Below are 14,410 nucleotides of genomic sequence, written 5' to 3'. Positions count from 1 at the left end.
GGCCTCGGCGCCTGAGCGTCGTGCGGCCTAGGGCATGGCAGCGGGCACTGGCAGTGCCCCACACCCTTCCAAAACCTTCAGCACGGTATCGTGCTGGTTGAAGGCGTAGAGGTGGAGCCCGGGGGCGCCGCCCGCGAGAACGTCCTGGCCGAGGCGCACGGCGTAGTCGATGCCGATCTGGCGCTGGCCTTCGTCGGTCGGTTCGACCTCGAGCTGGATGGAGAGTTCGGCCGGCAGCTTTTCACCGGATAACTGCAGAATACGGCGCAACCGGTTCGGGCTAGTCACCGGCATGATGCCGGGAAGGATCGGGAAGAGCACTCCGGCCGAGCGCGCCCGCTGGATGAAGCTCAGGTAGTCATCGGCGTGGAAGAACAGCTGGGTGATCGCCAGGTTGGCGCCTGCGGCCTGCTTGGCCAGCAGAGTGTCGATGTCTTGGGTGACCGACCGCGAGTTCGGGTGGCCGTTAGGGAAGGCCGCAACGCCGATGCGTACCTTGCTGCGTTCCGTTTTCACCCCGCGGGCGCCGGGCAGACCCGGAATCACCGTCTCGATGTACGGCACCCGTTCGGTCTGCACCCGATGGATGAGCTGCACCAGCTCGCCCGCACTGTGTAGGTCGCCGAGAAAGGTGGTGTCGCCCTCGTCCACACCCTGGGGTGCGTCGCCGCGAATGGCCAGAAAGCTGCGGATGCCGGCGTCGAGGAACTCGCGAATGAGGCGGCTGGCTTCTGCGTGCGAGGAGCCGACGCAGGTGAGGTGAGCCATGGCATCCACTGAAGTGTGGTCTTTGATGTAGCGCAGCACGTCGAGCGACGAGTTGCGCGACGAACCGTTGGCACCGTAGGTGACCGAGATGAACTCGGGGCCGGCGGCGGCCAGATGATCGATGGTGCGGGTGAGAGCGGATGCTGCGGCCACCGATTTCGGCGGGTACACCTCGAACGAGAACGCCGGGCGGGCGTTACACGCGGAAGTCCCTATCGCGGTCATGGTTCCTCATTCGGCAGAAGCTGTGCAGCGGTGGTGGCCGGGCGGCCGCGGACACACCAGAAGACTGGTGGGTTTTCGCGGGCGGATGCCGGGCTCGGCTGTCGCTCCATGCCGGGGAAAGAATCCGTCGGCAACGATTGATTAGACACTAACAACACCAGCGCTGGGTCGCACCAATGTGACAGTTCGTGTCATTGGTGCGCCGACGGGCGGTGGAAATCAGGCGGAGAGCGCGGGCAGAATGACGAACGGGGCGAACTGGGGCTCGATCTCGGGAGTGACGAACGCGGTGACGTGGGTGCCGGTCTCGATGTACTCGGTCGTCCCGATGCGGCCCACGTCGTGCAGAACGGCGATGAGGTCGCCGCGATCGTAGGGAATGAGCAGGTCGAGTTCGATCTGCGGTGTCGGCAGCAGCAGAGCAACGGCGGCGAGTACGGTCTCTATGCCCTCACCGCTGCGTGCCGACACGAACGTTGCCTTCGGCTCCAGTCCGCGCAGTACCAGCCGGTCGTCGTCGCTGATCAGGTCGCTCTTGTTGAAGACGACCAGTTCAGGAATATCGCGGGCGCCGACCTCGGAGATGACGTCGCGCACGGTGGCGAGCTGGGCCACGGGGTCGGGGTGGGAACCGTCAACGACGTGCACGATGACGTCGGCGTCGGCGACTTCTTCCAGGGTTGAGCGAAAGGCTTCGACCAGCTGGTGCGGCAGGTTGCGCACGAAACCGACCGTGTCGGTGAGGGTGTACAGGCGCCCGTCGGCGGTCGTCGACTTGCGTACGGTGGCGTCAAGGGTCGCGAACAGGGAGTTCTCAACCAGCACACCGGCCTTGGTGATGCGGTTGAGCAGGCTGGACTTGCCGGCATTGGTGTACCCGACGATGGCGACCGAGGGAACGGCATTGCGCTTGCGGTTGGCGCGCTTGGCCTCGCGAGCCGGCTTCATCTCGACCATCTGCTTACGCAGTTTGGACATCCGGGTGTGAATTCGACGTCGGTCGAGTTCGATCTTGGTCTCACCGGGGCCACGGGAGCCCATGCCGGCACCGGTGCCACCGACCTGGCCACCGGCCTGGCGGGACATCGAGTCACCCCAGCCACGCAGGCGCGGCAGCATGTAGGCCATCTGGGCGAGTTCGACCTGCGCCTTGCCCTCACGGCTCTTGGCATGCTGGCTGAAAATGTCGAGGATCACGGCGGTGCGGTCGATGACCTTCACCTTGACCACGTCTTCAAGGGCACGGCGCTGGCTGGGTGCCAATTCAGTGTCGGCGATGACGGTGTCAGCGCCGAGCGCCTTCACGATGTCGGCCACTTCCTGGGCCTTGCCCTTGCCGAGGTAGGTGCTCGGGTCGGGCGTAGCCCGACGCTGCAGCAGACCGTCGAGTACGGTTGCCCCGGCGGTTTCGGCGAGGGCGGCCAGTTCGCGCATGGAGTTCTCGGCGTCATCGACCGTGCCGTGCGTGTAGACACCCACGAGAACGACGTTTTCGAGCCGCAGTTGGCGGTACTCAACCTCGGTGACATCTTCCAGCTCGGTCGAAAGCCCGCCGACTCGCCGCAGGGCGTTGCGGTCAGCACGTTCGGACTGCTCGCCGTCGTGCTCGCTTCCGTCATACTCGCCGGATGCGTGAGTTTGCAGGGCCTGGGCTGCCCCGCTGCGGAACAGGGAGTACCCGGCAGCTTTGCTGTCCGCGCTGGCCAACACGCGCGCGACGACATCGTCTGCGTCTGGGGCTTCTGCGCCTGTGTTTACTGCCGCGGTGTTTTCTACCGCGTCGTTGCCCGAGGGCGCCGTTGGATCATTCATCCCATTAACCTTAGTTCAACGAAGTTGAAAGGTTCCCTCCTATGTCGTCCGACCACTATTTTTCTCCGGCACCCGGCACCGTACTGAAAACCCGCCAGATCTCGGTGCAGTTGCACGGTCAGGATCGGCTCCTGACGACCGCCAATTCGGTCTTCAGCCCCGCCCACATTGACGGTGGTACCGAGGTTCTGCTCAAGTACGCCCCCGAGCCGCCCCTCACCGGTCACTTTCTCGACCTCGGTTGCGGCTGGGGTCCGATCGCCCTGCACCTCGCCATGGCCTCCCCCGACGCCACCATCTGGGCTGTCGACGTCAACGAGCGTGCCCTCGATCTCGTGCGCACGAACGCCGCCTCGCTCGGTCTGACCAACATCAACGCCGTGCTCGCCGCCGATGTGCCCACCGACATCAGCTTTCGCACCATCTGGTCGAACCCGCCGATTCGCGTCGGCAAGGACGAACTGCACGGGCTCATGACGACCTGGTTGCCCCGCCTCGAATCAGAAGCGGATGCCTGGCTCGTCGTGCAACGCAACCTCGGTTCGGATTCGCTCCAGCGTTGGCTCGCGGCCGAGCTCCCCGACAACTTCGAAACCACGCGTGAGGCCATCAGTAAGGGCTTCCGAGTGCTCCAGGTACACCGCTCTTAATCCCAATTTCCGGTCAACCGGTCGTAGAGGCGGGGTTTCCCGCGGGGCTGCGAGTCTCGCGGGTAAGCAAGGTGCTCCGCACGCCTTTTGCGGAGTGCCCTGCGCACCCGCTATGTCTGAGCGATGAGCGGGTGACCCCGCCGCCACGGCCCCACCCGAAACCGAACTACCCTAAGTTCAGAACCCCGTCGAAGACGAGCTCGGCCGGCCCGGACAGCGACACGTGCTCGCCGTCCTCGGCCGGAAACATGCGCACCCCCAGCACGCCGCCGGGAACCTCAACACGCCACTGGTGCGGCGCCGACTTGCCGGCCCAGTGCCGGGTGGCCAGGGCGGCCGCGACCGCTCCCGTGCCACAGGACAGCGTCTCCCCGCTGCCGCGCTCGTGCACGCGCATGCGGAAGCGTCCGACGCCGTTGACAACCAGCGGTTCGTTGGGCACGACGAATTCAACGTTCACGCCGTCGACCGGTTCCGGATCGAGTTGCGGAATGAAGGTGAGGTCGGCCGCATCGAGTTCGTCGTCATCGGCTAGGGCGACGACCGTGTGCGGGTTACCCACGTTGATGCCGAGGCCCGGGCGCGCCACTGGCAGGTTCTTGGTGCGCACGAGCGGTTCGGTGCCGTCGAGCTTCCATCGGCCGAGGTCCACCTGAAAGCCGGAAGCGTTGCGCTGAACGTCGCGCACGCCGCCGCGGGTGCCGATGGTCAGGGTATCGCCGGGAAGCAGCTCGGCGAGGTCGTTCTCAATCAAGAATTTGGCATAGACACGGATGCCGTTGCCGCACATTTCCGAGACGGTCCCGTCGGCGTTCCAGTAGTCCATGAACCATTCGGCCGCGTCGTCTTCAGCGAGGGCGGCCGCGCCGTCGGGCAGGTTCTTGCTACGCACCGCGCGGATGATGCCGTCCGCACCGACGCCGAACTTGCGATCGCACACAGCCCGAATCTGCGCCGGAGTGAGCTCCGTTGTTCCGTCGGGATCAGCGAACAGCACGAAGTCGTTGCCCGTGCCGTGGCCCTTGGTGAAGTTCAGAGTGATGCCCATGCTGCCAGTTTACGGGGCGGCCGCTGCAAGAGCTTCCGGGCAGCTCAGCGCTTGCGTGCCGGGAGGGCACTGGGCGCACTGCCCCGGTCAAAGTGGGCGAGAACATCATCGACCCGGTCAGCCGCATCGGATTCCACCCAGAGGGCGTGCGCGTAGCGTTTGAACCAGCTCACCTGGCGGCGGGCATAACGTCGGGTCAGCTGTTGGGTTGCTTCGACGGCCTCAGCCTGGCTGAGCGTACCGTGTACCTGGCCGAGCGCCTGGGCGTACCCGATCGCGCGGCTCGCCGTCACTCCGTTTTCGATGCCGGCCGCGAGCAGCCCTCGGGCTTCGTCGACGATGCCGGCCGCCCACATCCGCTCGACCCGGGCGTCAAGCCGCGGGGTGAGCTGTTCGCGCGGAGTGCGCAGGCCGAGCAGCACGCTGGGCTGCCAGTAGATCGGTTCCTCGGGCAAAGCCGCCAGGTGCGGGGCTCCGGTGAGTTCGACGATCTCCAGGGCCCGCACCAGTCGGCGACCGTTGCTCGGGCCAATGCGTAGGGCGGCCTGCGGGTCGACGGCCTGCAGCCGGCTGTACATCAGGCCAGGTCCGCTCGCGCTGAGTGCGGCTTCGAGCCGGGCACGCAATACCGGATCGGTTCCGGGAAACTGAAAGTCGAACACGACCGAGGAGACGTACAGGCCAGAGCCGCCGACCAGGATGGGCACGGCCCCGCGCGCGCGGATCTCGGTGATGGCGGCGCGGGCATCTGTTTGGTAATTGCTGACGGTGGCTTCGTCGGTCACGTCGAGCACGTCGAGTAGGTGGTGCGGAATGCCGCGGCGTTCGGCAACGGTGAGTTTGGCGGTCCCGATGTCCATGCCGCGGTAGAGCTGCATGGCGTCGGCGTTGACGATTTCGGCTGGCTGGCCGCGTTGGATCAGCCGTTCGGCCAGATCGAGCGACAGCTCAGACTTGCCGGTGCCGGTCGACCCGACGATCGCGATCAGAGCCGCTGGGTCGGCTGTCCCCGCTGGTACAGGCGACAAGCTCCTAGCGCTCGTCGTCGTTCACGTTGTAGATGGGGATGGTGGTAGAGCCACCCTCGAGCCGCAGGCCGATCGTCGGCAGACCAAGCGAAACGGGGCCGGTCCCACCGGTTGCACCGCCATGAGCGGGTACCCCGCAGGATTCGGCTTCCATACGGTCCCACGCGTCGCCGGCCCGCGTCGTGCGGATCCGGAGCGGCGCACCGTCGCTGGAGTCGGCGATGAGGTGGAACGGTGCGGCCTGGGTGACAACCACGGTGACCATGTCGCCGGGCCGAGGCCGCGGCGAGCCGGCAGGCACGTCAAAGTGCACGAGACGGCTGTCGGGAGCGCGCCCGCTCAGCCGGTGGGTGTCGCTGTCCTTGCGGCCCTCGTTGGCGACGAGGAGTTCAACCTCGCGGCCGATCATGGCCTGGTTTTCTTCGAGGGAGATGCGCTCTTGCAGGGCCGCGAGTCGCTCGTAGCGATCCTGCACGATGGCCTTGGGCACCTGGTCGGGCATGGTAGCGGCGGGCGTGCCCGGGCGAATGGAGTACTGAAAGGTGAAGGCCGTCGCGAACCTGGCCTGTTCGACAACCCGCAGGGTTTCCTGAAAGTCCTCTTCGGTCTCGCCGGGGAAGCCGACGATAATGTCGGTGCTTATGGCGGCGTTCGGCATCTGGGCGCGCACCCGGTCGAGAATGCCGAGGAACTTCGCGCCGCGGTAGGAACGCCGCATGGACTTGAGGATACGATCGGAGCCCGACTGCAGCGGCATGTGCAGCTGCGGCATGACGGCCGGCGTTTCGGCCATGGCGTCGATGACATCGTCGGTGAATGCGGCGGGGTGCGGGCTGGTGAAGCGGATGCGTTCCAGCCCCCCGATCTTGCCGGCCGCACGCAGCAGCTTGCCAAACGCGAGCTTGTCGCCGAATTCGACCCCGTAAGAGTTGACGTTCTGGCCGAGCAGGGTGACTTCGATTGCCCCGTCATCAACGAGGGCTTGGATCTCGGCGAGGATCTCGCCCGGGCGGCGGTCCTTCTCCTTGCCGCGCAGGGCAGGAACGATGCAGAAGGTGCAGGTGTTGTTACAACCAACCGAGATGGAGACCCAGCCGCTGTAGCTGGAGTCTCTCTTGGTGGGCAGGGTCGAGGGAAAGGTCTCGAGGGATTCGAGAATTTCGAGTTGAGCCTCACCGTTGTGACGGGCCCGTTCGAGCAGGCTGGGCAGGGAACCCATGTTGTGGGTGCCGAACACGACGTCGACCCAGGGTGCTTTCTCGAGGATGGTCGTCTTGTCTTTTTGAGCGAGGCAGCCACCAACGGCGATCTGCATGCCGGCGTGCTTGCGCTTGACCGAGGCGAGGTAGCCGAGGTTGCCGTAGAGCTTGTTGTCGGCGTTCTCGCGAACGGCGCAGGTGTTGATCACAACGATGTCGGCTTCGCCGCCGTCGGCCGAGACGTAGCCTGCTGCCTCAAGTGAACCGCTGAGTCGTTCGGAGTCGTGCACGTTCATCTGGCAGCCGAAGGTGCGCACCTCGTATGTGCGCGCGCGCCCCGACTCGTCGATCGCGGCTGCCGAGGGTGTGATCACGGTTCGGCGGGCTAGTTCGGGGGCGACGATACTCATAGTGAGAACAGTTTACGCGAGCAATTCGGTGTGCGGGCCGTGAGCCGGACCCGCGCCGGCATCAGTGGCCAGCATCAGCGAAACCGTACTCGGGATGCGCCCCCGCCGCCACGGCCGTCCATGGCGGCTTTGACGGCGAGTCGTACCGCTGCCGAGCTGTAGCCCTTACGCATGAGAAAGCCGGTGAGGCGACGGTCGATGGTCTGATCGTCGAAGCGTTCCATTTGCCCAATGCGCTTGGTGGCCAGGTCGATGGCGCGTTCTGCCTCGTCGTCGGGAAGTTCTTCGAGCTTGTCCATCATGACGCCCGGGTCGAGTTTGCGCCTGCGCATTTCGGCTTCAACGCCGGTGCGGCCCAGGCCCTTGCGCACGTTGTGGCTGTGGATGATCTGATCGGCGAGCTTCGCTTCGTCGAGGTAGTTCAGGTCAATGAATTTCTCGATGATCTCGCTGGCTTCACGGGAGTCGACCCCGGTAGCGTTTAGTACCAGGCGGGCTTCGACCGTGGAGAGGGAGCGACCGCGAAGCCGGTGCAACAGCACCTTTTCGGCCCGCTCCCGCTGGTCCCCCGCATCAGCAGCAAAGTCTGTTGCTGTGGATGCGTCGTCGACCTGGTCGCGGTCGATACCCGCGGCCTCGATATCGGCGGCGGACTCTGCCTCCCGAGCGGCAGCCGCCGCGGCGGCGAACCTGTCGACCTCCGCCGGGCGGGGATCGAGCGGCGAGCGGCGCTTCATGCCCGGTGCCGCACCGGGCAGATAGGTCACTGGAGCCAACCCGGAGTCGGCGAGTTCTGCTGCATCGTCCTGAGGTTCGAAGTGCACCATTGGCGTGACCTACCTTCCGTTGTCGTGCTGCGGTACTGCTGTTTTTGTGGCGCGGCCTGGTTAGGCGGTCTTGCGGGCGGGGGCCGCCTTGGTGACGACCGGGCCGCCGCCCAGCAGAGCTGCGGCATCCGCTTCGGCCTTGGCCTTGGTTTCGGCCTCCAGGGCGATAGCGGCAGCGGCCTTTTCGGCGGCCTTGGCAGCGATGCCCTCTGGACCGACGCCGAGCTTGATCAGAATCTTGCGCTCGATCTCGTTTGCCATGTCCGGGTTCTTGAGCAGGAAGTTGCGCGAGTTCTCTTTACCCTGGCCGAGTTGGTCGCCATCGTAGGTGTACCAGGCGCCGGACTTCTTGACGATGCCCTGATCGACACCGAAGTCGATCAGGCTACCCTCACGGGAGATGCCGATGCCATACATGATGTCGAACTCGGCCTGCTTGAAAGGCGGCGCCATCTTGTTCTTGACGACCTTGACCCTGGTGCGGTTACCGATGGCATCCGTGCCGTCTTTGAGAGTTTCAATGCGGCGAATGTCGAGTCGCACCGAGGCGTAGAACTTGAGGGCTTTACCGCCCGAGGTGGTCTCGGGGCTGCCGAAGAACACACCGATCTTCTCGCGCAACTGGTTGATGAAGATCATTGTGGTGTTGGTCTGACTGAGGCCACCGGTGAGCTTACGCAGTGCCTGGGACATGAGCCGGGCCTGCAGGCCGACGTGCGAGTCCCCCATCTCGCCCTCGATCTCGGCGCGCGGCACCAGGGCGGCAACGGAGTCGACGACGATGAGGTCGATGGACCCGCTTCGCACGAGCATGTCGGCGATTTCGAGGGCCTGCTCACCGGTATCGGGCTGGGAGACAAGGAGGGCATCGATGTCGACGCCGAGCTTCTTGGCGTACTCCGGGTCGAGAGCGTGCTCGGCGTCGATGAAGGCGGCAATACCGCCGTTCTTCTGCGCGTTCGCGATGGCGTGCAGGGTGAGGGTGGTCTTACCCGAGGATTCCGGGCCGTAGATCTCCACGATGCGACCACGCGGTAACCCGCCTATACCTAGTGCGACGTCGAGAGCAACCGACCCGGTAGAAATGGTCTCGACGGGGGCGCGTTCGTCGCTGCCGAGGCGCATAACCGATCCCTTTCCGAATTGACGATCGATTTGCGCGAGGGCGGTTTCGAGGGCCTTCTCGCGGTTCGCTTGTGATGCCATGGTGGTGATCTCCTTGGGTTCTGCACTGTCGCCGATTGTGAACGGCGCTGCGGGTGTGCGTGGTGGCGCCTGTAGGCTGTCGGCCCGCGCAGGGTAGGACCCTGATGCACGTTTCGACAAGGCATTTGCCGACTTTCTCTGACAGATTCGACTGTACGCCGCACCTCCGACACTGGTCGGGAGCACGATCAAACGGTGCGCAATCTGTCAGATTGTCTGCTGTGGAGGAGCCTATCAAGCCCGAACAGATATTCGAGCATTGTCGGAGACGTTTTTGCGGCGTGTCGAAATATCGGCCTATTTCGAGGACGGCTGATCGGCGCTACTGGCGCGGAGCAGGAATGCCGGCACCGTGCCAGCGGCTGCGCGGCACGTCGACTTCCGCGCACAGCGCCAGCCAGACGTCGCGGGCGGGAACACCAGCAGCGAGGGCCTGGTCAGCGGTACGCCCATCGAGCGGGGAGAGAACGAGGTCACGTGTGAGCACGCGCCCGTAGGCGTCGCCGAACTCTTCTTTCATCGCGGTGCGAAATTCGCTGAGCCGCACGACACTCCTTCAACCTGAAATGACAACCACCGCCGACACGCTGTGTCGACGGTGGTTGATGATGCTGAAAATCCTGGGAACGCTACCGGTTGGTGACTAACGCACCATGAGATCGGCATCGAACGTGTTGACGAACTCGTCCGGTACCGTGTCGGGGAACTGATCGATTCCCTCGATGACGGCGAGACGGTCACCAACTTCGCGCATGATTACCGAGATCGGGGTTTCCAGTGCATCGGCGACAGAAGCGAGAATCTCCGAAGAAGCCTCTTTCTGTCCTCGTTCTACCTCACTGAGGTAGCCGAGCGCGACGCTGGCTTTGCTTGCGACCTGACGCAGGGTACGCCCCTTTTGCAGGCGGAAGTCCCTGAGCACATCGCCGATTTCCTGACGAACAAGAATCATCGGAACCTCCTTCTTATGCCTAATAACTACCGGAATGCGGTGCTGGATGCTCACAATACTGCATTCATCCGACACTTGGACACTACCGAGAATCACTGGGCTTTGCTTGTGAATGTCTTCGATGTAACCAGCCCGTAACAGGAACTATTCCGCGTCACCCTGCGCTATCAGCGCACGCACAGCATCAATCGCCTGACGCACGGTTTCGGCTCGAATCTCGCCCCGGTCGCCATGAAGGTGAAGCGGAACAGCCCAGGAACCGGTGCCCTTGGAGAGGCCGATGAAGACAGTTCCGGCGGGGTGTCCCCCGTCGGGGCCGGGCCCGGCTACTCCGGTGGTCGACACGCCGATGTCGGCGCGGACATCGTTCACCGCGAGCAGGGTTCGTACCCCGCCGGCCATCTGCTTGGCGACGTCGGCGTGGACGGGGCCGTGCACGTTCAGCACACTGCTGTCGACGTGCAGCAGGCTACGCTTCAGGGCGGTGTCGTAGGCGACGACTCCCCCGCGCACCACAACGGATGCCCCGGGAATGCGCACGAGCTCAGCTACGAGCAGCCCGCCGGTAAGCGACTCAGCCACGGCTATGGTGAGGTGATGGGTGGTGAGATCGGTGATCAGCTCTGCCGTCGCATCCGTTGGCCCAGCCGACTCGGCCGGGTGAGTAGCGGGGAGCGAACCCGTGACCGCGGCCGGGTCAGGCAACGGCATCTTTTCGCAGCCGCCAGGCCGAGACGAGATAGTCGAGGCCCGAGACTACGGTGAGCACGAGCGCGATGGTCATGGTGGCCGTGTTGAGCCAGTCCACCCAGTCGCCGAACACCTGATTGAACGGCAGCAGGGCGAGCGAGATCGACACGGACTGGGCGATCGTTTTGAGCTTGCCGCCGCGACTGGCTGGAATGACCCGGTCGCGAAGCATGACGAAGCGAAACACTGTGATGCCGATCTCTCGCACCAGGATGACGATGGTCACCCACCAGGGCAGCTCCCCCAAAATAGACAGGCAGACCAGGGCACCACCGGTGAGGATCTTGTCGGCGATCGGGTCGAGAATTTTGCCGAGGTCGGTGACCAGGTTGTGGCGGCGGGCGATCATCCCGTCGATGCCGTCCGTGGCGATGGCGATGATGAACAGCACGGCGGCGACCCAGCGCAGGGCATCCTGAGGGCCGTCGGCGGCCAGCAGCATCCAGATGAAGACGGGGGCGAGCAGGATGCGTACGACCGTGATCAGATTGGGAACGTTCCAGTTACTGGGCCGGGTGACGGATTGGTGCGGTGTTGCCATGGTTCAGTCCCTGCCGGTTAGTTTCCAGGCATCCTCGTCGTCCTCGGTGCCGTCTACCTCAGGATACCCCTGTGACATTTTCTCGACCGGGTCGTCGGCGTAACGCGGGTCGGGTGCTGAGGCGGCACGCGAATCGTCGGACTGCGCTTTGAGGGCGTGCTGTTCGTCGTCGGAGCCGCGGAGGCGGGCGAGCACACTCGGCAGCTGTTCCGCGTTCACGAGCACGTCGCGCGCCTTGGAGCCTTCTGAGGGGCCGACGATCTCGCGAGATTCGAGCAGGTCCATCAGGCGACCGGCCTTGGCGAAACCGACACGCAGTTTGCGCTGCAGCATCGATGTGGACCCGAACTGGGTCGACACGACGAGTTCCGCCGCGGCGAGCAGCACCTCGAGGTCGTCGCCGATGTCGGAGTCGATTTCCTTGCGCGGGGCGACCATGGAAACGTCGGGCCGATAGTCCGGACGAGCCTGCATGGTGACATGCTTGACGACCTTCTCGATCTCTTCCTCGGTGACCCAGGCGCCCTGCACGCGAACGGCTTTGGAGGCACCCATCGGCAGGAACAAGGCGTCGCCCTGCCCGATGAGCTTGTCGGCGCCGGGCTGATCGAGGATGACCCGGGAGTCGGTGACGCTCGTGACGGCAAAGGCGAGGCGCGAGGGCACGTTGGCCTTGATCAGACCGGTGACGACGTCGACGCTCGGGCGCTGGGTGGCGAGCACGAGGTGAATTCCCGAGGCGCGGGCCAGCTGGGTGATGCGTACGATGGAGTCCTCGACGTCGCGGGGGGCAACCATCATGAGGTCGGCCAGCTCGTCGACGACAACCAGCAAGTAGGGGTAGGGCTTGAGTTTGCGTTCGCTGCCGACCGGGAGGACGATCTCGCCGTTGACGACGGCCTTGTTGAAGTCGTCGATGTGGCGAAAGCCGAAGCTCGCAAGGTCGTCGTAACGCATGTCCATCTCTTTCACGACCCACTGCAGCGCTTCGGCGGCTTTCTTCGGGTTAGTGATGATGGGCGTGATGAGGTGGGGCACGCCGGCGTAGGCGGCGAGCTCGACCCGCTTCGGGTCGATCAGCACCATGCGCACGTCGCTGGGCTTGGCGCGCATGAGCAGGCTGGTGATCATGGAGTTCACGAAGCTGGACTTGCCCGATCCGGTGGAGCCGGCGACGAGCAGGTGGGGCATTTTTGCGAGGTTGGCAATGACGAAACCACCGCCGACGTCCTTGCCGACACCGATGGTCATCGGGTGGGTGGCATTAGTGGCGGTGCTCGAACGCAGCACGTCGCCGAGGGTGACGATTTCACGATCGGTGTTGGGGATCTCGATGCCGATGGCGCTCTTGCCGGGGATAGGCGAGAGGATGCGCACTTCATTCGAGGCGACCGCGTAGGAGAGGTTCTTGCTGAGCGCGGTGACGCGCTCCACCTTGACGCCCGGGCCGAGTTCGATCTCGTACTGGGTGACCGTCGGGCCACGGGAGAATCCGGTGACTTTTGCGTCGACTTGGAACTGGCGCAGCACCTCTGTGATCGACTTCACGACGTCGTCGTTGGCAGCCGAGCGGGCTTTGGCCGGCGGGCCGGCGGTGAGGGTGGATGCCGCGGGCACGAGATACGGAATGGCCGGGTGAGGGTCTGTGGACGCGAGAGGGGGCAGGGTTGCGCCATCGGCATCCACTGCCTGGCTGAGTTCGGGGAAGACGTCGTCGAAGCCGGGCAGCACCTCGGTGTGCCCGGCCGGGTCGTCGGAGTGCAGGCCCGTGGATGGACCGGTGCCGAGGTCGACTTCGCCGGTGAACCGCTTGACGGCGAGTTCGGCCTTGCGCAGGTCTTCGAGTACCTCGGTGCCGTAGTGGTCTCGTTCCGGCGGAGCGGCATGGTCGGTGACCTCGGGTTCGATGGCGCTGTCGAAGCCGCCGCGCGACTGGTTGCCGCCGAGCAGCACGCTGAGCGGGTCTGGCGTCACCTCAGCCGGGCCGGCCTTCGACTCGGTCGACAGGGCGCTGCCGAAGTCGGGATCTTCCTCACGCTTGCTGTTGTTGCGCCGCCACCAGGGCAGCGCCCCCTCGGATTCGTCGGCTGAATCGTCGTCAACGCCGTCGAGCTCAACCTGCGCGGTCTTGCCCGGCTTGGCACCCTTGGCCGCTTTCGCCGACGCTTGCTCTTCGTCAGCCGTCAGCTGGGCGCCGAACAACCAGTCGTAGAGCTCCCGGGAGCGCTGACCGACCCGGTTCGGCGGGGTCTTGGTGATGATGAACAGGCTCAGAAGCAACAGCAGAATGACGACGATCGTGGCACCGATCGACGTGGTGAGCATGATCAGCGGGGCGGCGATCATCCAACCGATCACCCCGCCGGCCAGCGCGAGGGCTGGCATGCCGTCTTGCGGCTGCGGCTGCACGCCGAAAATATGGCAGAGCCCGGAGATGGTCACGAGTAGCAGGCTGAGTCCGATGCCGATGCGGCCGTTGTCGTGCACCGAACTGGGTTTGCGAAACAGCCAGACCGAGAACAGCAGCAGAATGACCGGCAGGGCGAAGGCGACGCGGCCGAACAGGCCACCGAAGGTATAAGCATCGAGCTGCTGGGCGACGACGTTGTTTATGAGAAACCATTCGACGATGGCACCCGAAATGGCGAGCAGAACGAGAAAGAACGGCAGGCCGTCGCGGCGTTCGTCTTTGGAGAGCTTTTCGGGGCCGAGGGCACGGGCGGCACCGCCGGTGAGGTGGGCCAGGCCCATCCAGGCGCGGGCACCCAGGCTCGGCTTCACGTCGACGGCGGTGAACTTGACGGTTTTCTGCGCGGCGGTACCGCCGGCGCTCGTCGCCCTCGGTTTGCGCGCCGGGGCGCCCTTCGCTGCCGAGGTGCGGGCACGCCCGGTCGACTTAGTGCTCGTAGCCATGAAATAACGCTACCAAGCACCCCCGACATTCGGCCGACCCCACGCCCAACGGCCCGCGCGACCGGCGGGTATTGCGCACGC

13 protein-coding genes are annotated in these 14,410 nt (G+C 64.9%); 1 reads left to right on the top strand and 12 read right to left on the bottom strand.

Annotated features, from left to right (window positions below; translation table 11 throughout):
- Positions 1–27 precede the first annotated feature (27 nt).
- Together QMF22_RS04170 and hflX are read right to left on the bottom strand one after the other, a co-directional pair.
- The gene (locus QMF22_RS04170; RefSeq protein WP_283450655.1) at positions 28–993 is read right to left on the bottom strand and encodes a methylenetetrahydrofolate reductase; all 966 of its coding nucleotides are present in this window, start codon (positions 991–993) and stop codon (positions 28–30) included.
- A 219-nt stretch (positions 994–1,212) separates the two neighbouring features.
- Positions 1,213–2,805: a GTPase HflX gene (gene hflX / locus QMF22_RS04165; RefSeq protein WP_283450653.1), complete on the bottom strand. Its 1,593-nt coding sequence runs from the start codon at positions 2,803–2,805 to the stop codon at positions 1,213–1,215.
- Between the two features lie 41 nt (positions 2,806–2,846).
- On the opposite strand from hflX, the gene QMF22_RS04160 reads away from it, so the two are divergent.
- Positions 2,847–3,455 carry a class I SAM-dependent methyltransferase gene (locus tag QMF22_RS04160; protein WP_283450651.1) on the top strand — a complete coding sequence of 203 codons (609 nt, stop codon included), beginning with the start codon at positions 2,847–2,849 and terminating at the stop codon, positions 3,453–3,455.
- 166 nt (positions 3,456–3,621) lie between these two features.
- Here QMF22_RS04160 and dapF read toward each other — a convergent pair whose 3' ends face one another.
- The 10 genes from dapF to QMF22_RS04110 form a co-directional block, all read right to left on the bottom strand.
- Positions 3,622–4,503 carry a diaminopimelate epimerase gene (gene dapF, locus QMF22_RS04155; protein WP_283450649.1) on the bottom strand — a complete coding sequence of 294 codons (882 nt, stop codon included), beginning with the start codon at positions 4,501–4,503 and terminating at the stop codon, positions 3,622–3,624.
- A 44-nt stretch (positions 4,504–4,547) separates the two neighbouring features.
- Entirely contained in the window at positions 4,548–5,531 is a 984-nt protein-coding gene (gene miaA, locus QMF22_RS04150; protein WP_283450647.1) for a tRNA (adenosine(37)-N6)-dimethylallyltransferase MiaA, read from the bottom strand.
- 4 nt (positions 5,532–5,535) lie between these two features.
- Positions 5,536–7,140, bottom strand: a complete 1,605-nt coding sequence (miaB, locus tag QMF22_RS04145) for a tRNA (N6-isopentenyl adenosine(37)-C2)-methylthiotransferase MiaB (protein WP_283450645.1) — start codon at positions 7,138–7,140, stop codon at positions 5,536–5,538.
- Between the two features lie 74 nt (positions 7,141–7,214).
- Positions 7,215–7,967: a regulatory protein RecX gene (locus QMF22_RS04140; protein WP_283450643.1), complete on the bottom strand. Its 753-nt coding sequence runs from the start codon at positions 7,965–7,967 to the stop codon at positions 7,215–7,217.
- A 60-nt stretch (positions 7,968–8,027) separates the two neighbouring features.
- Entirely contained in the window at positions 8,028–9,173 is a 1,146-nt protein-coding gene (recA, locus tag QMF22_RS04135) for a recombinase RecA (RefSeq protein WP_283450641.1), read from the bottom strand.
- 322 nt (positions 9,174–9,495) lie between these two features.
- On the bottom strand, positions 9,496–9,720 hold the full coding sequence (locus QMF22_RS04130) for a DUF3046 domain-containing protein (RefSeq protein ID WP_283450639.1): 225 nt from the start codon (positions 9,718–9,720) through the stop codon (positions 9,496–9,498).
- Positions 9,721–9,816: 96 nt separating this feature from the next.
- On the bottom strand, positions 9,817–10,125 hold the full coding sequence (locus QMF22_RS04125; RefSeq protein ID WP_092341034.1) for a helix-turn-helix domain-containing protein: 309 nt from the start codon (positions 10,123–10,125) through the stop codon (positions 9,817–9,819).
- A gap of 144 nt (positions 10,126–10,269) precedes the next feature.
- Positions 10,270–10,836: a CinA family protein gene (locus QMF22_RS04120; RefSeq protein WP_283450636.1), complete on the bottom strand. Its 567-nt coding sequence runs from the start codon at positions 10,834–10,836 to the stop codon at positions 10,270–10,272.
- A complete protein-coding gene (gene pgsA / locus QMF22_RS04115; protein WP_283450634.1) occupies positions 10,823–11,416 on the bottom strand; it encodes a CDP-diacylglycerol--glycerol-3-phosphate 3-phosphatidyltransferase in 594 nt (197 codons plus the stop codon). Before pgsA ends, QMF22_RS04120 begins: the two co-directional genes overlap by 14 nt.
- Positions 11,417–11,419: 3 nt before the next feature.
- Positions 11,420–14,329, bottom strand: coding sequence for an FtsK/SpoIIIE family DNA translocase (locus QMF22_RS04110; RefSeq protein ID WP_283450632.1), 2,910 nt, complete (start codon positions 14,327–14,329; stop codon positions 11,420–11,422).
- Between the last annotated feature and the right edge of the window lie 81 nt (positions 14,330–14,410).

The organism is Cryobacterium sp. PH31-L1 (assembly GCF_030063145.1).
Taxonomy (GTDB): Bacteria; Actinomycetota; Actinomycetes; order Actinomycetales; family Microbacteriaceae; genus Cryobacterium.
Note: the sequence above shows the minus strand (reverse complement) of the source record. Positions and strands in the feature narration are given on the sequence as shown.